This window comes from Paenarthrobacter aromaticivorans (genome assembly GCF_019038615.1).
GTDB lineage: Bacteria > Actinomycetota > Actinomycetes > Actinomycetales > Micrococcaceae > Arthrobacter > Arthrobacter aromaticivorans.
This window is the reverse complement of sequence record NZ_JAHOPC010000002.1, coordinates 417,936-439,736: the sequence shown is the minus strand read 5'-3', so window position 1 is coordinate 439,736 and position 21,801 is coordinate 417,936. Positions and strand designations below refer to the sequence as shown.

Annotated in this window: 18 protein-coding genes and 1 pseudogene; 16 read left to right on the top strand and 3 right to left on the bottom strand. The window is 62.5% G+C overall.

Translation table 11 applies throughout. The features are described from left to right. Nucleotides 1-264: 264 nt before the first annotated feature. Nucleotides 265-1,641 carry an aspartate aminotransferase family protein gene (locus tag KSW38_RS05570; RefSeq protein ID WP_216923594.1) on the bottom strand — a complete coding sequence of 459 codons (1,377 nt, stop codon included), beginning with the start codon at nucleotides 1,639-1,641 and terminating at the stop codon, nucleotides 265-267. 129 nt (nucleotides 1,642-1,770) lie between these two features. Here KSW38_RS05570 and KSW38_RS05565 point away from each other — a divergent pair, with 129 nt between their 5' ends. After that, complete coding sequence (locus tag KSW38_RS05565; protein ID WP_216923593.1) at nucleotides 1,771-3,339, top strand: PucR family transcriptional regulator; 1,569 nt, start codon at nucleotides 1,771-1,773, stop codon at nucleotides 3,337-3,339. Nucleotides 3,340-3,428: 89 nt separating this feature from the next. Here KSW38_RS05565 and KSW38_RS05560 read toward each other — a convergent pair whose 3' ends face one another. Beyond that, nucleotides 3,429-4,934 (bottom strand): CoA-acylating methylmalonate-semialdehyde dehydrogenase, encoded by a 1,506-nt coding sequence (locus KSW38_RS05560; protein ID WP_216923592.1) that lies wholly within the window; start codon nucleotides 4,932-4,934, stop codon nucleotides 3,429-3,431. Between the two features lie 490 nt (nucleotides 4,935-5,424). On the opposite strand from KSW38_RS05560, the gene KSW38_RS05555 reads away from it, so the two are divergent. From KSW38_RS05555 to KSW38_RS23805, 12 genes and pseudogenes are all read left to right on the top strand, one after another. After that, entirely contained in the window at nucleotides 5,425-6,141 is a 717-nt protein-coding gene (locus tag KSW38_RS05555) for a GntR family transcriptional regulator (RefSeq protein ID WP_216923591.1), read from the top strand. Between the two features lie 5 nt (nucleotides 6,142-6,146). Further along, entirely contained in the window at nucleotides 6,147-6,740 is a 594-nt protein-coding gene (locus KSW38_RS05550; protein ID WP_216923590.1) for a short chain dehydrogenase, read from the top strand. 316 nt (nucleotides 6,741-7,056) lie between these two features. After that, entirely contained in the window at nucleotides 7,057-7,905 is an 849-nt protein-coding gene (locus KSW38_RS05545) for a substrate-binding periplasmic protein (RefSeq protein ID WP_216923589.1), read from the top strand. 19 nt (nucleotides 7,906-7,924) lie between these two features. After that, nucleotides 7,925-8,662, top strand: a complete 738-nt coding sequence (locus KSW38_RS05540) for an amino acid ABC transporter permease (protein WP_216923588.1) — start codon at nucleotides 7,925-7,927, stop codon at nucleotides 8,660-8,662. Beyond that, nucleotides 8,659-9,525: an amino acid ABC transporter ATP-binding protein gene (locus KSW38_RS05535; protein ID WP_216923587.1), complete on the top strand. Its 867-nt coding sequence runs from the start codon at nucleotides 8,659-8,661 to the stop codon at nucleotides 9,523-9,525. The genes KSW38_RS05540 and KSW38_RS05535 overlap by 4 nt, the downstream gene beginning before the upstream one ends. A 30-nt stretch (nucleotides 9,526-9,555) precedes the next feature. Next, the gene (locus tag KSW38_RS05530; RefSeq protein WP_216923586.1) at nucleotides 9,556-10,818 is read left to right on the top strand and encodes an NAD(P)/FAD-dependent oxidoreductase; all 1,263 of its coding nucleotides are present in this window, start codon (nucleotides 9,556-9,558) and stop codon (nucleotides 10,816-10,818) included. 51 nt (nucleotides 10,819-10,869) lie between these two features. After that, nucleotides 10,870-11,784, top strand: a complete 915-nt coding sequence (locus tag KSW38_RS05525; RefSeq protein ID WP_216923585.1) for a dihydrodipicolinate synthase family protein — start codon at nucleotides 10,870-10,872, stop codon at nucleotides 11,782-11,784. Then, nucleotides 11,781-12,872: a proline racemase family protein gene (locus KSW38_RS05520; RefSeq protein WP_216923584.1), complete on the top strand. Its 1,092-nt coding sequence runs from the start codon at nucleotides 11,781-11,783 to the stop codon at nucleotides 12,870-12,872. Before KSW38_RS05525 ends, KSW38_RS05520 begins: the two co-directional genes overlap by 4 nt. Before the next feature lie 99 nt (nucleotides 12,873-12,971). After that, nucleotides 12,972-14,465, top strand: a complete 1,494-nt coding sequence (locus tag KSW38_RS05515; protein ID WP_216923583.1) for a gamma-aminobutyraldehyde dehydrogenase — start codon at nucleotides 12,972-12,974, stop codon at nucleotides 14,463-14,465. Next, a complete protein-coding gene (locus KSW38_RS05510; protein ID WP_216923582.1) occupies nucleotides 14,462-15,235 on the top strand; it encodes an SDR family NAD(P)-dependent oxidoreductase in 774 nt (257 codons plus the stop codon). Before KSW38_RS05515 ends, KSW38_RS05510 begins: the two co-directional genes overlap by 4 nt. Beyond that, nucleotides 15,232-15,981, top strand: coding sequence for an SDR family NAD(P)-dependent oxidoreductase (locus KSW38_RS05505; protein ID WP_216923581.1), 750 nt, complete (start codon nucleotides 15,232-15,234; stop codon nucleotides 15,979-15,981). Before KSW38_RS05510 ends, KSW38_RS05505 begins: the two co-directional genes overlap by 4 nt. Nucleotides 15,982-16,230: 249 nt before the next feature. Continuing rightward, nucleotides 16,231-16,356: pseudogene (locus tag KSW38_RS23805) on the top strand (proline racemase family protein); the annotation flags it as partial. Between the two features lie 361 nt (nucleotides 16,357-16,717). Here the strand turns inward: KSW38_RS23805 and KSW38_RS05485 are convergent. Beyond that, nucleotides 16,718-17,818 (bottom strand): flavin monoamine oxidase family protein, encoded by a 1,101-nt coding sequence (locus tag KSW38_RS05485; RefSeq protein ID WP_216923579.1) that lies wholly within the window; start codon nucleotides 17,816-17,818, stop codon nucleotides 16,718-16,720. A 219-nt stretch (nucleotides 17,819-18,037) separates the two neighbouring features. On the opposite strand from KSW38_RS05485, the gene KSW38_RS05480 reads away from it, so the two are divergent. The 3 genes from KSW38_RS05480 (at nucleotide 18,038) to KSW38_RS05470 (ending at nucleotide 21,603) form a co-directional block, all read left to right on the top strand. Further along, nucleotides 18,038-18,637: a TetR/AcrR family transcriptional regulator gene (locus KSW38_RS05480; RefSeq protein WP_216923578.1), complete on the top strand. Its 600-nt coding sequence runs from the start codon at nucleotides 18,038-18,040 to the stop codon at nucleotides 18,635-18,637. Further along, on the top strand, nucleotides 18,634-20,427 hold the full coding sequence (locus KSW38_RS05475) for an alpha/beta fold hydrolase (protein WP_216923577.1): 1,794 nt from the start codon (nucleotides 18,634-18,636) through the stop codon (nucleotides 20,425-20,427). Before KSW38_RS05480 ends, KSW38_RS05475 begins: the two co-directional genes overlap by 4 nt. Nucleotides 20,428-20,727: 300 nt before the next feature. Beyond that, nucleotides 20,728-21,603 (top strand): NmrA/HSCARG family protein, encoded by an 876-nt coding sequence (locus tag KSW38_RS05470; protein WP_216923576.1) that lies wholly within the window; start codon nucleotides 20,728-20,730, stop codon nucleotides 21,601-21,603. Nucleotides 21,604-21,801 lie beyond the last annotated feature (198 nt).

The window sequence follows — 21,801 nt, the reverse complement described above, 5'->3', positions numbered from 1 at the left end:
GAACGCGTGGTCAAGGAGAAGCGGCTGTATGGCCCAGTCCGGGGCGGGAAGTGTGAACATAGACTCAGCGACCAAATGCGTGGGACTACATCGTCGCTGGTTGGAATACCAACAACTACACGCATATAAGACACAACTCGACACGCCCTCCGCTCAGCTCGCTAAGTTGTCGCGTCTATGTTCAGATACAAAAGGCTCGACGCCGGCACTCGCGTGAGTCCCGGCGTCGAACTTGTACGGGTAGCGCACCGCACGTGTGGCGCGCTACCGCTCAACAGCGGTAAGCGCTTGGTCGTAGATGGCAAGTGCCGTCACTACTTCTTCAGGCGTAACGACGGCTGGAGGCACCACGTGGATGCGGTTGTCGGCAATGAACGGGAGCAGTCCTAGCCGGAGGAGCTCGGCTTTGACCCGGCCCATGTACTCGGCGGTGACGGGCGTGCGCGACTGACGGTCCTGGACGAGTTCGAGGGCCCAGAACACTCCGCGGCCACGCACTTCGCCGATGACGTCGTGCTTGTCGGCCAAGGCACGGAGGCCGGGTTCGAGGTGGTCGCGGCCGATCCTGGCGGCGTTGCCGATGATGTCTTCTTCTTCGAACGCTTCGATGGAGGCGACCACTGACGCGGCCGCGAGGGGGTGGCCGGAGTATGTCAGGCCGCCGGGGAAGACCCGTTCGTCGAAGGTAGCCGCGATCTCGCCGGAGATGATGACGCCGCCGACCGGCACGTAGCCGGAGTTCACACCTTTGGCGAAGGTGATGAGGTCCGGGGTGACGTCGAAAGCGTCCAGAGCGAACCAGTCGCCGGTCCGGCCAAAGCCCGCCATGACCTCGTCAAGGATCATCACAATGCCGTAGTCGTCGCACAAGGCCCGCACGCCTTGGAGGTATTCGGCGGTAGGGACCAGGATGCCGGCGGTTCCGGGGACGGTTTCCAGCAGGATCGCCGCGATGGACTGCGGCCCTTCGCACTGGATGGTGCGGCGCAGGTGCTGCAAGGCGCGTTCGGTTTCCTGCTCCGGGGTTTCGGCCCAGAACTCGGAGCGGTAGAGGTAAGGGCCGAAGACGTGGACGTGTCCGCGGGAGTATTCGTTGGGAATGCGGCGCCAGTCACCGGTGGCGACGATGGCTGCGCCGGTGTTGCCGTGGTAGGAGCGGTAGCGGGAGATGACCTTGTCCCGGCCGGTGTGAAGACGGGCCATACGGATGGCGTTCTCGTTGGCGTCTGCCCCGCCATTGGTGAAGAACACCTTCTCCATGTTTGCCGGGGCGTGCGAGAGGATCTTCGCGGCCGCTTGTCCCCTGACGTGGCTGGCATGCGACGGTGCCAGAGTTGCCAGCGTCGTGGCCTGCTGGGCGATCGCGGCAATGAGCTTAGGGTGCTGGTGGCCGATGTTGGTGTTAACCAGCTGGCTGGAGAAGTCCAGGTAAGTGTTGCCGTCGTGGTCCCAGACAGTACTGCCGGACCCGCCCGCGATTGCCAACGGGTTCAACGACTTCTGCGCGGACCAGGAATGGAACACGTTCGAGCGGTCGAGGTCCACGGCTTCGGCGTTGGTGATGGCTGTTGCATCTTCGACGTCGGGAGCGGTGTCTACGGTGAGTTCTGCGGTAAGCGTGTCCGGGTGGCTGGCGACCATGACGGTTCCTCTCAATAAAAGGCGGTGGGGGCTCTCCTCCATCTTGCTTTTTAGTACTGCTGCGGAAGGCTATACCTTTGTACAATCACCACAATCAAAATAGACGTTTTTACATGCAAGGACCCGGCCATGCCACCAAGCCTGAATATCCTGCTCCGCAGCCGCACACTGAAACTCCGGCTTGTGGTTCCGGACCCCGCTTCGCCCGCCTTGGACGAACCCATCAGCTGGGTGCACAGTTCAGACCTGGAGGACCCCACTCCCTTCCTGGACGCGGGACAGTTCCTGCTCACCGACGGCACGCAGTTCCCGGTGGATTCAAGCACGACGGCGGAGCGCGCCTCTGCGGGGCAGTCACCCGGGGTGCCCAACGGCAAGATGTGTGAGGACTACGTACGTCGGCTGGTGGACCACGGAATCTCGGGTCTTGGCTTCGCTACCCAGGTCATCCACGGGGTGCTGCCGCCCGGACTGGAAGAAGCGTGCCGCAAGCACGGGCTGCCCCTGCTGGAGGTTCCGGACCGGACCCCGTTCATCGCGATCATCCGCTCGGTAGCAGACTATCTGGCGAAGGAGGACCATGCCCGCGCCGAATGGTCGCTGCAGGCGCAGCGGGCGATCTCGCGTGCGGCGCTGCGGCCCGATGGATTGACCTCGATTCTGGGCGAGCTGGAACGTCAACTGCATAGCTGGGTGGCGCTCTACGACGCGGCAGGAAATTACGTCCGCATGCCGCGGAATCGGCCCATCCCCTCGGAGATCGCCGGTGAAGTAACCGCGAAAGTCCGAAAAGCACTGGATCTGGGCACACGGTCGGCCTCCAACCTGGACATCGGTGGCCAGTCAGTGACGCTGCAGACACTGGGTCGGAAAGGCAGCCTGCGCGGCGCGTTGGTATTGGGCGCCATCGAGCCCTTGGACCCGGCAAGGGCGGACATCGTCAACACTGTCATCGGCTTGGCCAGCCTTGCGTTGGAGCAAGCCCGCACCCTCGATACCGCCCGCAGGCACCTCCGCGCCGGCGTCTTCGAGCAATTGCTGGCGGGCAGCACCGACGTCGCAAGCAAAACGGCACGGCAAGTGTGGGGCCAACTCCCCCGCGAGCCCTTGCTGGTGACGGCCTCCCGTCAAGAGAACCCGGCACCCAACCTGCTGGAAGCCTTGGAACTTTTGGCCGACGACTACCGTGGGGCAGTGTTTTATGCACTCCAAGGGGAACTGCTGGTGGTCCTGGCAGGCCGGCCGCATCAGGAGAAAGTCCTTGAACTGCTCAAACGACACGGCCCTTGCGGGATATCGGCCGAAACCACCATGGATGGACTCACGGCCGCGCTTGAAGAAGCCACGCGGGCGCTGCGGCGGGCCACGGAACTGGGCAGGGACGCCGTCGAATTTTCCGAACTCTCCGAAGGCGGGATGCTGGGCCTCCTGCGCGAGGAGAGCGCAGGTCCGGTGGCACGCGGGCTGTTGCAGCCTCTCATCGAATACGACCGCTCCGAACAGACCGAACTGCTGGACACAGTGCGTGAATGGTTTGCCAACAACTGCGTATGGGACAAGACCGCGCGACGTTTGGGTGTCCACCGGCATACCCTCAGGAACAGGATCGATGCAGCGGGTAGGATCCTGGGCCTGAATCTTGACGGCATGCGGGACAGGCTGGAACTGTTCGCCGCAGTGCAGTTCCTGGACCGGTGAGTAAATGCGTAATCCTCCGGCGCCGCGGGACGCCGGAGGATTACGCTGTCAGAGACCAGTGCCGGGCCCTGACACCTTGAGGTTGGCCGCTAGTTCTGCGGGAAGCCCAGGTTGATGCCGCCGTGGCTGGGGTCCAGCCAGCGGGAGGTGATGGCTTTTTCACGGGTATAGAACTGAAAACCCTGCAATCCGTAGGCTTTGGAGCTGCCGAAGATGGAGTCCTTGAAGCCGCCGAAGGAGTAGTAGGCCACGGGTACGGGGATGGGGACGTTGATGCCTACCATGCCCACTTCTACCTCGTTCTGGAAGCGGCGGGCTGCGCCACCGTCGTTGGTGAAGATGGCTGTGCCGTTGCCGAAGGCGCCGTTGTTGATCAGGTCCAGGCCTTCCTCGTAGCTGCGGACGCGGACTACGGCCAGGACGGGGCCGAAGATTTCCTCGGTGTAGACGCGGGAGGTGACGGGGACGTCGTCGATCAGGGTGGGACCGAGCCAGAAGCCGTTCTCGTCGCCGTCCACGTTGATGCCGCGGCCGTCGACGACGACTTTGGCGCCATCTTCGATGGCGACGTCGATGTAGGAGGCCACCTTGTCGCGGTGCTGACGGGTGACCAGAGGGCCCATGTCGCAGTTGCGACGGCCATCGCCAATCCGCAACGTGGCCATGCGGGAGGTGATCTTCTCGATCAGCTCGTCAGCCACGGGCTCAACAGCGACCACTACGCTGATGGCCATGCAGCGTTCACCGGCGGAACCGAAACCGGCGTTGATCGCGGCGTCGGCGGTGAGGTCCAGGTCGGCATCGGGCAGCACCAGCATGTGGTTCTTCGCCCCGCCCAGGGCCTGGACCCGCTTGCCGTTCTTCGCAGCGGTTTCGTAAATGTACTGGGCGATCGGGGTAGAACCGACGAAGGAAATGGCCTTCACGTCCGGGTGTTCCAAGAGGCCGTCCACGGCTTCCTTGTCACCGTGCAGGACGTTGAAAACCCCGTCCGGCAAGCCCGCTTCGGAGAACAGCGCCGCGAGCCAGTTCGCCGCCGTCGGGTCCTTCTCGGAAGGCTTAAGCACGACAGCGTTGCCCGCGGCGATCGCGATGGGCAGGAACCACAGCGGGACCATGGCCGGGAAGTTGAACGGGCTGATGATGCCCACCACGCCCAGGGGCCCCTTGGTGGAGTAGACGTCGACGCCGGAGGAGACGTTCTCTGAGTGCTCACCCTTGATCAGGTGCGGGAAGCCGGTGGCCAGTTCCACGACCTCCAAGCCGCGGGTGATTTCGCCGAGGGCGTCGGAGACCACCTTGCCATGCTCGGAGGTGATTATTTCGGCGAGTTCCCCCTTGCGCTCATTCAGCAACTCCCGGAAGCGGAAGATGATCTGCTGGCGCTTGGTAATGGACAAGTCACGCCACGCCGGGAATGCTTTCTGCGCCGAGGAGATCGCCGCCTCAATGTCGGCACCGTTGGCCAGCGCCACGCGCTTGGTCTCAATGCCGCGGGCGGGGTCAAAGACCGGAGAGGTGCGTTCGCCCGCCGAAGGCGACTCAGCGCCGCCGATCCAGTGGGACAGTATGGGAAGTTCCTGATTGTGTGACACGCGTCTTCTCGCTTTCGAGTGGGGGTGAGGGTGGTGCCGATCTCGGCTTGATAGCCACCGTAGCTTGGGCCGCTGTCCGCTCCACCCCTGACATTTGGCAAACGTCCTCACCCCTGTTCGACACATGTCCAGAGTCTCGTCGCGGATGTGCGGCTCTAGGGTTTTGGCATCAACCCCACCTACCCAGGAGCCCTCCATGAAGAAGCTTCGCCCCACCCCCAATCTCCGGCCGGAAACCTCTGCCCCGGTTCGTACAGGCGAGCACTGCCCTGAAAGCGGCTGGTGGCTTCCCGTCACTTCAGTAGGGCATGAGGCTGCGTCTCGCTTTGTGGGCCAAGGTAACGTGATGCCGACTTTTGCCGGCACGCCGTCCGCCTGGATTCCGAGTCAGGAACATTGATCCGATTCATTTACTCCCGGATAAGAACAGGCTAGGCTTGTCTGACAATCTGCATTTAGCGGATCAGCGAACTAGTAATTGGGGAACCCCATGGCGGAAACTTACCTGTCAACCGAGCCAACAGCGCTTCCCGTGCGGGTCTCACCAGTAGCATCCGTGTCCCGACGTGACGGCGTCGTTAATGAGATCCGGCGCGCGGTGGTGGTGGGCTCCATCAAGCCCGGTCAAAAGCTGACCGAAGTACAGCTCTCCGAGTGGCTTAACGTCAGCCGCCCAACGGTTCGTGAAGCCCTCAATCAGATGGCCCAGGAGGGACTCCTGGTTCAGGAGCCGTACCGCGGCCTTCGGGTCGCCACGCTGGATGCCGCGGCCATCATGGATCTGGCCAACACCCGTATGGCGCTGGACATGCTCGCCGTTGAAGCGATCATCAAAGACGATTCCGGCCGGCGGATGCGGATGGTTGAGGAAAGCTGGGCCGAGTACAGCCGCGTTGAAATGGACCCGGATCCCGTTGTCCGGCACGAGAGCCACGTGGCTTTCCACCGAAAACTGTGGGCGGCGTCGGAGAACGCTTTACTTTTGCGCCTTTGGCCCGTCACCGAGGCCCACGTCACGATCATCCTGGCGCAGGATCAGGCCACGCGTGCTGACCCTGTACGCGCCCACCGTGTACACGTGAAGCTTGTCGAGGCGATCCGGACGAAGGATATGAAGATCATCCGCAAGGCCTTCAAAGAACACACCATTGACAGTGCGCAGGAACTTATCGCACTTCTGGACAGCACATCCGAAAAGGAGAAGTAGGGCACATGAAGGTATTGATCGTTGGCGCCAACGGCCTGCTCGGCTCCGCGGCCGTGGCCGCGCTCAAGGGCAGGCATGAAGTCATCGAGGCATCCCGCTCGGGTGAGGTGAGCGTCGATCTTACCGATCCCCAATCAATTCTCCGAATGTTCAAGGAGGTGGGAACCGTGGATGCCGTCATCTCGTGCACTGGCTCGGTTCCGTTCAAACCATTAGCTGAACTGACAGCTGAGGACTTCCGATCCGGTTTTGAGGACAAGGTGATTGGGCAGGTGAACCTGGCCCAGTTGGGCGTGGACTACCTGTCCGACGGCGGATCAGTCACCCTGACCACCGGGGTACTGGCTCGCGAGCCCATCCTGACCGGGGCCGCAGCCTCCTTGGCAAATGGCGCCTTGGAATCCTTCGTGATGGCCGCAGCCGCAGAGCTACCACGACGCATCCGCATCAATGCCGTCAGCCCTACCGTCCTTGCTGAAGCAACCGGCTACCACGAGTTCTTCCCTGGCTTCCAGCAGGTTCCTGCGGAGACGGTCGGCCGCGCCTACGTCAAGTCCGTAGAAGGCATCCAGACAGGGCAGATATACGCCCTCGACTAGACAAACCTCCCGAAGGCCGGGTCGCCCCCATGGCGGACCCGGCCTTTTTTCTGCCCTTTTTGCCATTAAAAATCGGCTTCTTTTCACTCAGCCGAGACTTCTTTGAAAAAGGGCTGGACGTGGCAGCAATCACACGCTAGCTTTTAACTAACAAACAGATTGTTTGACAACCAAACAAACAATCAAGGGCCACGTAGCGGGCCTACCCCTTCGGCCCCGCCGATCACGGCAAAGCCCACGAAGATTCCCCACGAGCTGGCAGCCAGCGGTAACCGCGGCCAGCCCGGTCACCCGTTCCCGTCAAGAGGGTTAAACCATGACCAAGACAAGCAAGATCACCCTGGCAGTTCTCGCCATCGTCGCACTCTCCCTTGCCGCCGGCTTTTTCGGCAGCGGCCTGCGAGGAAACACCGCATCTGCCTCAGCAAGCTCGAGCCAAGGCTCGTTCATCGAGGACATCAAGAAGCGCGGTGAGCTCCGTGTGGGCGTCGCCATCGCTCCGCCGATGACCACCCAACAGCCCGACGGCACCCTGGGCGGACCCAACCTGATCCCCCTCGAGGAGCTGGCCAAACAGCTCGGGGTGAAGCTGGTCCCGGTGGCCGCTGAATGGAAGAACATCGTGGCTGGCCTGCAGGCCAACCGCTACGACTTCGCGGCAAACCTGGACTACACCGTGGAAAGGTCACTCGCGATTTCCTTCACGAACCCCGTGTACGAATACCCCGGAGTCTTCCTGGTCAAGGCAACCTCGCCCTACTCCACCTCGGAACAGATCATCCAGAGTGGTGGCCAGATCGCCACGGCACAGGGCGCTGCTCCGGAAGCGACGCTCAAGGGCCTGACGCAGAACATCATGCCGATGGACTCCTACTCCAACGCCATCTCAGCGATCCAGGCCGACCGCGCAGTTGCTGAATTCACGGACCTTCCCACTGCTGAGTCCCAGGCACAAGCGGACAAGTCCTTGAAGATTGTGGTTCCGGAACCGGAGATCTACTCAGGCACCGCCGCCTACGGTGTCCCCGCAAGCATCGATGCCCGCTCCATGCAGATCGTGAACATCGCCATCGAACGGGCCCAGAAGAGCGGCACACTCGCCCAGGCCTACGCCAAGGTCAACTACTTCGAGGTTGACAGCCTCGGCGACCTCCAAAAGAAGTAACCTGGCAAGGAGCCAAGCCATGAACTACAACTTCGACTGGGACGTAGTAGCCCGGGCACTTCCAGCAATGATGCAGGGCCTGGGAATCACTCTCCAGATAACTGTCATCACCATCGTCATCAGCATGATCCTCGCGGTTCCCGTGGCCGTGGGCCGCATGTCCAAAATCGAGGTCGTCCGCTGGGCAGCACAGGCCTACATCGAGGTCTTCCGGTGCACCCCGCTGCTGGTCCAGCTGTTCTGGATCTTCTACGCGATGCCGGCACTGACCGGTGTCACCCTCCCCGGCTACGTCTCGGCGATCATCGCCCTGACCTGCAACCTCACAGCTTTCATGGCAGAGGCCTACCGCAGTGGCTTCCAAGCCGTACCCGTGGAACAGGTCGAAGCCGGCCGGATGCTCCAGCTCAGCCGCTTTCAGCAACTCCGCTACATCATCGTTCCACAGGCGCTTCGCCAACAGCTACCGGTCATCCTCTCCCTGAACATCTCGCTGTTCAAGGACACCGCACTGGTGTCCACCATCGCTGTGGCTGACCTGATGTTCGTAGCCAACACCATTTCCTCGCAGACCTACCGGTCATTGGAAGTGTTCACACTTGCGGCGATAGTCTATTTCGCCATCGCCTTCCCGGTTTCCCTGGCCACGAGCGCATTGGAACGCCGGATGCAGAACAACGCAGGCATGGGGGCAAAACCGAAAGCCGGAATTGTTGCCCGTATGATGCCGGGTTCGCGCGTGGCGGTGTCGCGATGAGCCACGCACTCAGCCCACAGCTTCCCACCACCACCGCGCAGAAGGACAATGATGTGAGCGAACAGAAGGGCATCCAGGTGGCCACTCCCGAGCACACGCAGGGCACCGCAGGTAATGGACAGGTTTTGGTGGAAGCCCGCGGCCTACAGAAGAGTTTCGGTATCCGCCAGATCCTGAAGAACGTCGATTTCCAGATGAACAAGGGCGATATCACGGTCATCATCGGCAAGTCCGGCTCAGGCAAGTCCACGCTGCTCCGGGCCCTTGCCGGACTTACGGACCCTGATGAGGGCGAAATCCTGGTGGACGGCCGCACCGTATTCGCAGAACAGAAGCGCACCAAGGAATGGACCAAGGTACGCTCCGAGGTGGGCATGGTGTTCCAGACCTACACCCTCTGGCCGCACATGAACGTCCTGGACAACCTGGTGCTTGCTCCCCGCAAGGTCCGCGGCGCCGCCGGCTCGGAATCGCGCGACCGCGCCGAAGCAGCATTGGACGAAGTCGGCATGAAGCACCACATCCTCAGCCGTCCCACCCAGTTGTCCGGTGGCGAACGGCAACGTGTCGCCATTGCCCGTGCACTGATGATGAAGCCCAAGCTCCTGCTCTGCGACGAAATCACCTCAGCCCTCGATCCACCCGTGGCGGCCGAGGTCCTGGATGTCCTCCGCCGACTGAAGGAGGAGGACGGCATCGCAGTCGCCTTGGTTACCCATGACATGGCCTTCGCTTCCAAAGCAGCTGACCGCGTGGTGTTTTTCCACGACGGAGAAATCGCCGTCAACGCCACACCGGAAGCAGCCTTCGATGATTGCGACAACCAAGACCTCAAGAAGTTCGTCGACGCGGTCCGGTTCTAAGCCGGAGAACGCAGCGAGAAAGGAAATACAGTGCACACCGTAGTCATTGGTGGCGGGGTTATCGGCCTCACCCAGGCCTACCACCTGGCCCGCGAGGGCGAGAGCGTCACCGTCATCGATGCCCGGGCTACCGGCCTCGGTGCATCGAAGGTCAACGCGGGATGGATCTGCCCGGCAGAATCGGCACCCGTGCCGGGACCCGGCGTCGTCCTCAAATCCATGAAGTGGATGCTCCGCCCGGACAGCCCGCTCTACATCAAGCCTTCCCTCGATCCGGCTTTCGTCCGGTTCATGCTGGGTATGTGGCGTAAGTCCAATGCTCGCGACCAACGCGCAGGATTTGAAGGTCATCTGCGCCTCGCCGCAGACACCCTCCAGATCTTCGACGAGTACCGCGCCGATGGCATGGACTTCGAGATGCATACCGACGGGCTGCTCATGGCGTTCATGGAGCAGGACAACTTCGACCACCACATCGACAACCTCGATTTGGCGTCCCAGTACGGCCGGCAGCCAAAGGTGCTGGACCGGGATGCCGTTCACGAGCAGGAACCGCTTCTCACCGACGGCGTACTGGGTGGCATCTACTTCCCACAGGAGCGCCATGTGGATCCGGGGGCCATGGCAACCGCCCTGCACCGCCGGCTTGTGGCCATGGGCGTGAAGGTTATCGAGAACTCCCCCATCGATTCAGTGCAGGGCTCCGGAGACAGGGTCACGTCCGTGGAAAGCGGCGGAAACCGCTACGCGGCCGACAAGTTTGTCCTCGCCGCAGGCGCTTGGAGTGGAAACCTGTCCAAGCAGTTCGGCGTTGCCCTGCCGGTACGCCCCGGTAAGGGATACAGCGTTGAAGTACCAGCACTGGGCCTGCGCAGCGCGATCAACCTCTGGGATGCCAAGGTTGCGGTGACACCATTCAACGAACGGCTCCGCATCGCCGGCACCATGGAGTTCGGCGGACTTGACGAGAAAATCAACCAAGTCCGGGTCGATGCGATCCTGCGAGCTCCAGCGAAATACTTCCGCAACTGGGAAGCACCGGCCACCAAGCCGACGCCGATGGCCGGAATGCGGCCGATGACACCGGACGGACTCCCTGTCATTGGACATCTGGGACACCTGGAGAACACTTTTGTCTCCACGGGCCACGGGATGATGGGCATCACCCTCGCACCGGGCACCGCAGCCGCCCTTAGCGATCTGATCCTGCATGGCCGGACGGCCGAGACACTTCAACCGTTCAGGGCCGACCGTTTCCGTGGCGTCCAACGCCAACCGGTCCCGGCCCTCTAAAACCCTTCCGCATCGATGCGGACCACTATTCTTCCCGAAAGGAACCACCACATGTCCCACCTCAAGAAGGACCTCCGCGGCATCCTCGCAGCCGTCACCACCCCGTTCACCCAGGATGGCTCCGCGATCGACGAGCCGGCACTGCAGCGCCAGGTGGAGCGCTTGGTCTCGGCGGGCATTCACGGCATCGTACCCACCGGCACCACCGGCGAATTCACTACCTTGTCCGCCGACGAATACCGTCGCGTGATCGAGCTTTACGTCAAGGGCGCGGACGGACGCATTCCCGTTGTGGCCGGTATCGGTGCGCTCTCCACCCAGGGCGCCATCGATCTTGCCCAGCACGCCGAGAACGTGGGCGCTGATGCGATCATGCTGGTTCCGCCGTTCTACGATCCCCTGGACCTTAGCACTCTCAAGTCCTTCCTCTCGGCAGTTGCAGGTTCCATCTCCCTGCCGATTGTGTACTACAACGTACCGGGCGCCACCGGCATCCAGCTCACGGCAGCCGAACTCGCCGAACTGGGCGACATCGAGGGCGTGGACTACATCAAGAACACCTCTGACGACGCCGTGGGCCTGGCCGAACTCCTCGCCAACCACTCGGACCGCATCAAGGCCTTCAACGGCTGGGACACCCTGACGTTCTTTGGGATCGCCTCCGGAGCGGAAGCCTCGGTCTGGGGAACCGCAGGCGTGGTCCCGGAGCTCGCGGTCGAATTCTGGAACGCACTGGCCGAAGAGAAAGACCTGGTCCGTGCCCGGGAACTCTGGAAGCACCTCTGGGCCATCAGCGATTTCCTTGAGTCCGTCAACTACGTCGCTGGCATCAAGGCTGGCTTGGAACTTATCGGCGAGCCCGTTGGCCCGGCCCGTCTGCCCATCCAGCCCCTCCCCGCTGAAGAACGCGAGCGCTTCGCCCGCATCCTCCAGGACGCCGGAGTCCTCCCGGTCGTAGCAGCATGATGCAGCGCTCCACCAGCACCGGTCTATCCGGAAAGCTCGTCCTCGACGCCATCGAAGTACACGCGGAGGGCGAACCGGGGCGGATCTTGACCTCCGCTGCCAGCCTCGTCAAAGGCGGGACCATGGTGGAGCGTCTGCAGTACTGCAAGGAGAACCTGGATTGGCTGCGCCGGCTCATGTTGCATGAGCCGCGCGGCTACCCGGGCCTGTGTTCGGTGATCCTCCTGCCTCCGGTGAACGAAGGGTCCGATTTCGGCATCGTTGTCCTGGAACAGGGAGGGTTCACTCCGATGTCCGGCTCGAACACCATTTGCGCGGTCACCGCAGTGCTGGAACAAGGCATAGTACCGGTCCGCGGACCCGAAACCGTGGTCACCATCGACACCGCTGTCGGCGTCGTCACCGCCGTCGCGCGGGTAGAAGGTGGCAAGGTGCTTTCGGTGACTGTCGTGAACGTCCCCGCCTTCGTCGTCGAACTTGACCACCCCCTGCAGGTGCCCGAGTACGGCACCGTGCCGGTCGACGTCGTGTTCGGCGGGCAATTCTTCGCCCAGGCCCGTGTGGCGGATCTCGGACTGGAACTGCATCCGGACAACGGCAAGGAACTCGCCCGGGCAGGGGCACTGATCAAGATGGCCGCGCTGGAACAGATCCACCCCATCCACCCGGAGAATCCTGCAATCGCCGGAGTCAACCTCGTCATGCTGCACACCGGCGACCGCGTGGCCGGACGGCAGGACCGCAACACAGTGGTGCTGTCCAACGGCAAGCTCGTACCCAGCGACCCTTCCACCTGGACCGGCGCACTGGACCGCTCCCCCTGCGGCACCGGGACATCGGCACGCATGGCAGCATTGCATGCCCGGGGCCAACTGGCCGTCGGTGAGGACTTTTCGCACCACAGCATCATCGGCAGCGAATTCATCGGCCGCCTGACAGGCACGACGACGGTCGGCCGTCGGGAGGCGGTCCTGCCCACCATTACCGGCCGCGGCTGGGTCACCGGAACCAGTCAATGGGTGCTGGACCCCACCGACCCCTTCCCCACGGGATACACCGTGGGCGACATCTGGGCCCCCGGCGCCTAATTTCCCTCCCCGCGAGATGGCATTTGATGGCAGTCTTTGCCCAAACCATTGCCACTAACTGTCATCTCGCGCACCCAAAAATCTTAGAAAGCAGGAGATGTGAGTCAGTTCATCAATGGCAAGCTCGTCGAAGGCACCACCGGCGAAACCGTGGACGTCAAGGACCCATCCAATGGCCAAACCATCCGGACCATCACCCTTGCCGGCAGCGACGACGTCAATGCCGCAGTCCAGGCCGCCAAAGACGCGTTCCCGGCGTGGTCCCGTGCGACGCCCGCCGAACGTTCGGCCGTGCTGACCAAGTTCGCCGCACTCATGGAAGAACGCGCCGAAGAGTTCGCCCAGTTGGAGTCCCGCCAGGCGGGCAAACCCATCAGGCTCACCCGCGAGTTCGACGTCCCCGGGACCATAGACAACATCGCCTTCTTCGCCGGTGCCGCCAGGAACCTGGAAGGCAAGGCCACAGGCGAATATTCCCCGGACCACACCTCCTCGATCCGCCGCGAAGCGATCGGTGTGATTGGTTCGATATCCCCGTGGAACTACCCGCTGCAAATGGCCGCGTGGAAGATTCTGCCCGCCATCGCCGCCGGCAACACCATCGTTCTCAAGCCGGCCGAGATCACCCCGCTGACTTCGCTGCTGTTCGCTGAAGTTGCCACCGAGGCTGGCGTCCCGGATGGCGTCATCAACGTCCTTACTGGTCGTGGCTCAACAGTCGGCGCCGAGCTGCTCCGCCACCCTGACGTGGACATGCTCTCGTTCACCGGCTCCACTGTTGTGGGGCGTACCGTCCTGGAAGCCGCGGCAACCACGGCCAAGCGTGTGCACCTGGAACTCGGAGGCAAGGCCCCGTTCGTGGTATTCGACGACGCCGACCTCGAAGCCGCGATCCATGGTGCCGTTGCCGGCTCCCTGATCAATACCGGCCAGGACTGCACCGCCGCCACCCGCGCAATCGTGCACAGCTCCCTCTATGAGAAGTTCATCGAAGGCGTTGCCGGTCTTTACGCCAAGGTCAAGCTCGGCCCCACCCAGGATCCTGCCACCGACCTCGGCCCGCTCGTATCCCGCAAGCACCAGGAAACTGTGGCCGGAATGGTCGAGCGCGCCCGTGCTTACGCCCGGGTGATCGGCGGCGGCGTACCCGACGGCGATCTGGCCAGCGGTTCCTATTACCGACCCACCCTTGTGGCTGACGCTACCCCGGACAGCGAGATTTTCCGCGACGAAGTCTTCGGTCCTGTCCTGACCGTGACCCCGTTTGAGACCGATGATGAAGCCATCACCCTCGCCAACGACACCCCCTACGGGCTGGCCGCCTCGGCGTGGACCAAGGATGTCTACCGGGCGCTGCGGGCTACCCGGGAAATCCGGGCCGGCGCAGTCTGGGTCAACGACCACATCCCGATCATCAGCGAAATGCCTCACGGTGGCATGAAGCAATCAGGCTTTGGCAAGGACATGTCCACTTACTCCCTAGACGAATACACCGTGGTCAAACACGTCATGTTTGACCTCACCGGCGCCCAAGCCAAGGACTGGCACCGCACCATCTTCACCCTCAACGAGCTAAACGGGAAAGGCCAATGACGACGACGGGACTCGCCGGACGCTTCTTCGGCAAGTCTGCGTTGGTCACCGGCGCTGGTGGCGGCATCGGATCCGCCATCAGCCGGCGACTGGCCGCTGAGGGTGCGTACGTATACGTGGCGGATGCTAACGAGATGGCAGCAAAGGACGTCGCGGAGGCGATCGAATCCGACGGTTTCATGGCCGAGCCACTCGTGTTTGACTTGCTCGATCCTGAGGCGAGCGCCAGGGCGGTCGACGAGGCTGTGGAAGCACGGGGACGGCTGGACGTGTTGGTCAACAATGCCGGCATCAATCGACGGGGTGACCTGCTCTCCATCACGGAGGATGATTGGGACCTGTCCTTCGCCGTCAATGTCGATTCCCTGTTCCATCTTTGCCGTGCCGTGCTCCCCCATATGATCGCGGCAGGAGGTGGCTCCATCGTGAACACCGCGTCGCAGTGGGGCCTCTACCCGGCGCCGGCCCATATCGCCTACAACGTTTCCAAGGCAGCGGTCGTTGCTTTCACCAAGAACCTCGCCCGGGACTATGCGCCGAACAACATCAGGGTGAACGCCGTTGCCCCTGGAGAAGTCCGTACACCGATGCTCGAAGCAGGGTTGGCCCGGAACGGTCGCAGCGTGGCGGAACTCGACGCCCTGGTGCCGTTTGGGCGGATCGGACAGCCCGAAGAAGTCGCTGCGCTGGTGGCCTTTCTGGCTTCCGATGAAGCTCCCTTTATCTGCGGATCGGTGGTCGAGATTACCGGCGCCCAGGCAGTGGCATGATCACTGGTATGTTGGCCGGCAAGACGGTGCTGGTTACCGGGGCCTCAAGGGGCATTGGGCTCGCCACCGCTGTCGCTCTGCACCGCGAGGGTGCCCATGTGGTGCTGCACTACGGCAACGACCAGGACTCAGCGCGGACAACAGCTGACAGGCTCGGCGATCGCGTCCATCTGGTCCAAGGAGATCTAAGAGACCCTATTGAACGCCATCGGGTCTGGCGGGAAGCAGTGGGCTGGCGTGATGGCGTCGACGTTCTAGTGAACAACGCCGGGGCCTGGCTGTCGTCGTCGATTGACTGTCCCGACACGTGGCGACTGGGCTGGGAAGCGAATTATGAGCTCAACCTTCTTGCCCCAGCCGATCTTTGCCGCCTTGCAATCCTGGGGTTCCGCGAGCGAGGCGGTGGGATCATCGTGAACATCACCAGCCGCTCGGCCCACAGAGGGGACGACGCCGAACACCTCGCCTATGGTGCCTCGAAGGGCGGACTCCTTGCACTCACAAAGGGGATTGCCCGCGGCTTCGGCAAGGAGAACATCCTGGCCTACGCCGTTGCGCCAGGCTGGGTGGCCACGGATATTGCTGGAGACCTCGCCGCTGACGCCGCGGTCCTTGCCGGACTCCCGCTCGGCGAAGTCACTCCCCCGGATGATGTGGCTGAAGTGGTCGCGTTCCTGGCATCCGGGCGTTCGAGACACTCCACCGGATCAACCATAGATATCACCGGCGCCGACTACGTCCGCTAGGAGCTCGCCTGCCCCGGTGAGTTGCCTCATTAGGGGCCTGCCGCCGTCGAATCTGAAATCTTTGAAAGGGGACCCATGCGGTTCAGTCGTACGCTCACCGTGGTGGACGCCCATGCGGAGGGCGAATCCGGCAAAGTCGTTGTAGGCGGTGTCGGGCCGGTGCCAGGCTCGTCTATGTTCGACAACAATGCTGAGGCGGACTTTGGGTACATCATCCTGGAGTCAACGGAATACCCGGCGGATCAAGAAGGCAGCAGCCGAACAACTGGACGTCACGCATCCGCTCGAATCGTCTCCCCCGGCCGGCTTGACCGTTCGCCATGCGGCACAGGAACATCTGCTCGGCTTGCCTTGCTGCATGCCCGCGGCCAACTCCGATCACTTCCTACAACCAACTGGTCCTTGACCCAACCGACCCCTTCCCAGAAGGATTCGTCGTTGGGAAACCGTGGAAAGCTGAGTACTGACATGACGAACGGACCCATTACCGACTGGTCCAATCTTGCGGGCGCCCATGTGGAGATCCGCCAACAGGGTGCGGCCATCTGCACAGGAACCGTAGACGCGGTGACTGAGGATGGCAGCATCCTCTGGGTTTACGCAGAACCTTATGGCCGGCGGTTATTCGAGAAGGCAGAATATTTTGAAGCGTGGGCTGCCGAGGAACGGCTCGGCTTCCACTACAGGATGGCTATGGGTTGGACACGTCCCGTGCCCGGCCAGTAACCCTCAGTCCTTACCGCCCGAGCCGGCTACGCAGATCCTCTGCCGCGAGATCGGATGCTTCTATGGCACCGGCCAGGTAGCCCGCCTCAGCAGGACTCACTTCGCTGCCTGCCAGCACGATCCGGTCCGCCCACGCCCCTTGAACCCATGAGGCTGACGGCGCTGGGTGGCCGCTGGACGCAACGTCCTGCGCTGTGGCTGTGAATTCATCGAACGCCCAGTCTTTGAACAGAGTCGCCTCCGGAGTTCCAGCTTGAGGGCCGAACAGCCTTGTGAACTGTGCCAAGCAAGCTTCCTTGATGGCCTCCTCGCCCATGGACTGCCGTTCCCCCGGGCCGATCCCGAGAAACCCGAAGAGAGCAGGTCTTCCTGATTCGGTGGTTGCGTCATGGATCTCCAGCATGGGGCCAACCATGCTTTGCGCCGTCCCCGACAACCCGTCCTCACGCCAGAAGGGCGTGTCATAGAGTGCAAAGAACTTGGCTTGTCCGGCCATCCACGTCGGCGTATCCCGCCAGAGGGCCGACGTCGCAGTTTCGGGCTCCGGATTGAAGGTGATCGTGGCTTCAAGCAACCTTGGTGGCAAGCAGAACGCCACGAACCGACTTCTTAGTGATTGTTCCGAGCCCTGAGCGTCGCGGAAAATCACGTCGACGCCGTGGGTCTCAAGTGAAAGTCCCGTAACCAGTGAGTTAAGGCCTATGGCTTCAGCCACCACCTTGTCCGACAACGCCCTCACAAGCGCCGCAGAACCACCTGAGAGCCGCATGGTTTCAGCTGAACTGCCGACGCCCGTGTAACGTCCGGCCGGCTCCCGGGACATGCGCTCAAACACCACGTCTCCGTCGCTGCTCTGGGCGAAAGCCTCGAGTTTCAGCTCATCGACAAGTCTCGCGAGTGCCGGCTGCAGTCTTGGCCAGTACCACGACGGCCCGAGATCAAACCCGTCCGCGCTGGGCTCACCTTCGGCGTCCACCGTCAAGACCCGCCCGCCAAGACGACCCCGGGCCTCCAGCAACCGGCACGAGATGCCTGCCTCCGAAAGGTTTCGCAGGAGGTTGAGCCCTGAAACTCCGCCACCAACAACCACGACTTCGACGGGTTCGTCCATTAGCAGCAACCTCTTTCCTCAGCCTGCCCGTGTCTACCATCATCATGTCCCAGTTTCCTTGGAAGCGGGAAAGCGGAAGCGAGACGGCCGTCTGGCACATTTCATAGACCCCAAGCGGAATAATTCGGCTGCGGTTTGCTGGAGTTCCCAGAAAACACCCACAAAAGCACTGGCTGAATACGTTTGGAAAAAATATATAGACCGGTCTATTCTAATGTCATGGCAACCAAAGGAAACCTGACAAAGGAACGGCTCACAGAGTCCATGCTCCAGCTCATACAGACCAGCGGCTACAGCGGCACGGGCCTAAATGCTGTGATCGAACACGCCGGAGCACCAAAGGGGTCGGTCTACTTCCACTTCCCCGACGGGAAGGAAGGCCTGGGCGTGGCAGCAGTCGAACTCGCGGCGAAGCGGTTCGAGACATTGATTGTAGAGGCGGCCCTTTCCGCGGACGGTGCTGCTGAGGCTGCCCGCGCCGCTATCGAGGCTCTGACGACTATCGTCAGCGAGAGCAACTTCCGGCTCGGCTGCCCGGTCTCCGTCGTCACCCTGGAGATGGGCGCGGAGAGCGAGCGTCTGCGGGAGGCTTGCGCCACTGCCTTCGAGTCGTGGATCACCCCGACGGCCGCGCTCCTCGAGGCCGACGGTCTTGACGCCAAGGAGGCCCGGGCCCTGGCAACCGTTGTTGTGTCGACGATCGAGGGGGCGGTCATCGTCTCTCGTGCCATGCACGACACCCAACCCCTGATTTCGGCCGCTGACGTCGTATCGGAACTCATCAAGCAGCGCTGCCTAAAAATTGAGGGGACGCGATGACACACCATGGAGACAACCGTCACGCGTTGGTCTTCGGGGCCTCGGGACTGGTGGGCCGGCACATGGTCCTTACCCTCGCCGAGGCTGGTGCGAGGGTCACGGCCGCAGTTCGAACCGCCGAGTCCGGAACGCGTGTTGAGCAATGGGTCAGGGAGCGTGGCCTGACACGGAGCATCAGCACCACGATCGTCGACTTCGATGCTCCTGAGATCCTGGCGGGGGGTCCATCGGCGTTCCCGTTTATCACCGAGATTCACAACTGCGCCGGGTCCTACCGATTCGGGATGACTGCCCAGGAGGCACGCAGCGCGAACGTCGGCATCGTCGAGAAGCTGATCGACTTCGCCGAAGACCTACCAAATCTCCAGCGAGTCGTCCACGTGTCGGGCTACCGCGTCGGCGGGCAGGACCCTGCAACTGTTCCATGGTCAGATGAACACCGCACCGCGGCCTACAGGGAACTTGGCGCCTACGAAGCATCAAAGGTGGAATCCGATGCCATCTTCCAAGCCCGGGCTCTGGAAAGCGGAATACCTTGGACCATCGTCAACCCGTCCAGTGTGATCGGAGACAGTGCCACCGGGGAGTCCGACCAACACATCGGGCTGGTCACCACCATCGAGCAGATCTGGGACGGCACCGCGGCGGCACTGCCCGGAAACGAGACGACTTTCCTGCCGGTCGTCACAGTCGACTATCTGGCGGCGTTCATGGCGGCGGCGGCGATCGATCCCGTAGCAGCGGGCAGGGCCTACTGGGTTCTCGACGACGCTACCCCGCCGCTGGCAGACCTGCTCACGCACGTCGGCCAGCATCTCGGTGTCAAAGTCCCGCGGGTAAAGATGCCGATCGGTGTCATCAAGCGGCTCCCGCAATGGATGACCAAGGCGGATCCCGAGACGCTTACCTTCCTGTCGTCGGACCGCTACCCGACAGAGCCCGCCATCGAGTTCGCCAACAAACACGGAATCCAAATGCCTGACGTTGTGCTTTCCCTCGAAAAATGGACTGACCACCTGGCTGCGCATCGGTTTGGTGCCGTGATGGCGGATAGCCGTCGATTTGTGGACGTTGGCGGCCTGAGGACCTTCGAGCTGGGAATACCCGAATCCAATCGGGTGATTCTTCCTGGCTTGCCAGTCAACGCAGACACGTGGGCCGAAGTGGCGTCGGGCATCGGCGCGCGGGTCGTAGACCTGCCCGGCCTGGGCCTCAGCAGGGGAAAAGGCGTTCAGGACTGGGAACGGTGGCTGCCCGGTGTGCTGAGTGGTCAACCTACTCACCTCATCGGCCATTCCATCGGTGCGGCTGCGGCAGTGGTCGCAGCTGACCGCATCCCGGGCCATGTCAGCTCCCTCACGCTGATCGCACCGTTCTTCCTCCAGGACCGGATGCGTGCCTCAGCCAGACTGCGGCCGCTCGTACCCACGTACTTGCGACACATCAGCCCCGCACGGCTGGCACACCAACTGACCGGATCAGAAGCCAGCGCGGCTGCTCTCGAGTCGAGTCTGAGTGACCTCAAGCGAAGCAGTGCCAAGAGGGTAGCCGAACACCTGACCCTTGCGGGATCGAAGAGGTGGCGAGCCGAACTCCAAGAAGCGCTTGGGCGATTCAAGGGCCCGGTCCGTATCATCACGGGAAGCGACGACCCAATCGCCCCAATCGCCGTAAAGCAGCTCGAGTTACTCCCAAACATTGAGCTGATCTCGATACCGGGTGCGGGGCACCATCCGCAACTGACCCACAACCATGCGCTCGTTGCTCTGCTCAAATCCCCTGTCGCGTGACAGGATGCCCGCGGTTTGGGCGCACTCCTCGTGGCCTTTTCGGCGCGAGGACGACTCCTTCGGCGGTGACTTGATGGTCGCGCTTCCACGGGTCTGCAGAAGCGGCGAACCCACTCGTCAAACTCCACTGAATCCACAAGCAGCCCTATCCTGCGTTTTCCCGCCTTACCTCGCTTGTCGCGGTGGCGGCAACAGTCCCGCCGGGTGTGAAAGACGCGGGCGCTCTCATCCATCCGGACGGGGCGTGGGCTGTTCCTTCCGTGCCAGGTCAAATCCTCGGCCCGAATGGGATACTAAGCTATGGCTTTTTCCTCGGGCAGGGGCACTCCGGGTGTGGTGGCAGTGGTCGGTGCGACCGGCCGGCAGGGATCGGCCGTGGTCCGTCACCTCCTCAAAGACGGGTGGCAGGTGCGCGCCCTGACCCGAAATCCGTCCAGCGACGCTTCGCAGGCCCTGCGCGCGCTCGGCGCCGAGGTTCAGCAGGCGAACACCGAGGATCCCGGCTCTCTTCGGACACCGTTCGAAGGGGCCTACGGGCTTTTCAACGTCCAGAATCCCATGACCAGTGGAATCGACGCCGAAGTCCGGCAAGGTAGCAACGTGGCGGAGGCCGCAGCTGAAGCAGGCATACGCCACGTGGTGTACGGGGCGGCAGGAGTCAGCGACCAGCCGACAGGCGTCGGCTCCTGGGACTCAAAGCTGGTCATCGCCCGGCGCTTTCGCGAACTCGGACTGCCGCTCACCGTGCTCCGGCCGATGGCGTTCATGGAACTGATGACGGACAAAGGTTACTACCCACAGTTTTCCACCTGGCACCTGATGCCAAAGCTGATGGGCCCGACCCGGCCGCTGGGCTGGCTGTGCGTTGACGATCTGGGTGCCATCGCCGCCCGGATGTTCGCCGACCCCGAACGGTGGAGCGGGGCGGTGCTGGGACTGGCATCGGACGTGCGGTCAATAGACGAGTGCCGCACTCTATGGCAGGAACGGACCGGACGAAAGCCCCGTGGGTTGCCAATGCCGGAGAAGTTGTTTGAACGGTTCGTGGGGAAGGACCTCACCACCATGTGGCGATGGCTGCGGACCGGGCAGTTCGACATGAGTACGCAGGCAACGCGCGAGATCCTGCCCGAGGCCCGGACGATTAAGGAATGGCTGATACAACGGCCAAAGTGAGCGGTGCTGAGCAGGCGGCAGTGCTTACAAAGCCGGTAGTTGTTTGTGCCGGCTGCTTGTTGCGCTCCGGAATCTGCTGTCCACTCGGGCAATCGCTGTGCCTGTGGTGGACGTCAGGATCACTCGGGTTGCTGTAGAAGTACGGGCTGACGAGCATGAGGCCTCCTAATATTTGGCCCGCAACATGCGAACTGACAT

Bases quoted from the DNA above. Each gene is read 5' to 3' on its own strand.
- KSW38_RS05540 (WP_216923588.1), top strand. From the start codon at position 7,925: ATGAACTACAACTTCGACTGGGACGTAGTAGCCCGGGCACTTCCAGCA.
- KSW38_RS05520 (WP_216923584.1), top strand. From the start codon at position 11,781: ATGATGCAGCGCTCCACCAGCACCGGTCTATCCGGAAAGCTCGTCCTC.
- KSW38_RS05505 (WP_216923581.1), top strand. From the start codon at position 15,232: ATGATCACTGGTATGTTGGCCGGCAAGACGGTGCTGGTTACCGGGGCC.
- KSW38_RS05510 (WP_216923582.1), top strand. From the start codon at position 14,462: ATGACGACGACGGGACTCGCCGGACGCTTCTTCGGCAAGTCTGCGTTG.
- KSW38_RS05470 (WP_216923576.1), top strand. From the start codon at position 20,728: ATGGCTTTTTCCTCGGGCAGGGGCACTCCGGGTGTGGTGGCAGTGGTC.
- KSW38_RS05485 (WP_216923579.1), bottom strand. From the start codon at position 17,818: ATGGACGAACCCGTCGAAGTCGTGGTTGTTGGTGGCGGAGTTTCAGGG.
- KSW38_RS05475 (WP_216923577.1), top strand. From the start codon at position 18,634: ATGACACACCATGGAGACAACCGTCACGCGTTGGTCTTCGGGGCCTCG.
- KSW38_RS05525 (WP_216923585.1), top strand. From the start codon at position 10,870: ATGTCCCACCTCAAGAAGGACCTCCGCGGCATCCTCGCAGCCGTCACC.
- KSW38_RS05535 (WP_216923587.1), top strand. From the start codon at position 8,659: ATGAGCCACGCACTCAGCCCACAGCTTCCCACCACCACCGCGCAGAAG.
- KSW38_RS05480 (WP_216923578.1), top strand. From the start codon at position 18,038: ATGGCAACCAAAGGAAACCTGACAAAGGAACGGCTCACAGAGTCCATG.
- KSW38_RS05555 (WP_216923591.1), top strand. From the start codon at position 5,425: ATGGCGGAAACTTACCTGTCAACCGAGCCAACAGCGCTTCCCGTGCGG.
- KSW38_RS05550 (WP_216923590.1), top strand. From the start codon at position 6,147: ATGAAGGTATTGATCGTTGGCGCCAACGGCCTGCTCGGCTCCGCGGCC.
- KSW38_RS05545 (WP_216923589.1), top strand. From the start codon at position 7,057: ATGACCAAGACAAGCAAGATCACCCTGGCAGTTCTCGCCATCGTCGCA.
- KSW38_RS05570 (WP_216923594.1), bottom strand. From the start codon at position 1,641: ATGGTCGCCAGCCACCCGGACACGCTTACCGCAGAACTCACCGTAGAC.
- KSW38_RS05565 (WP_216923593.1), top strand. From the start codon at position 1,771: ATGCCACCAAGCCTGAATATCCTGCTCCGCAGCCGCACACTGAAACTC.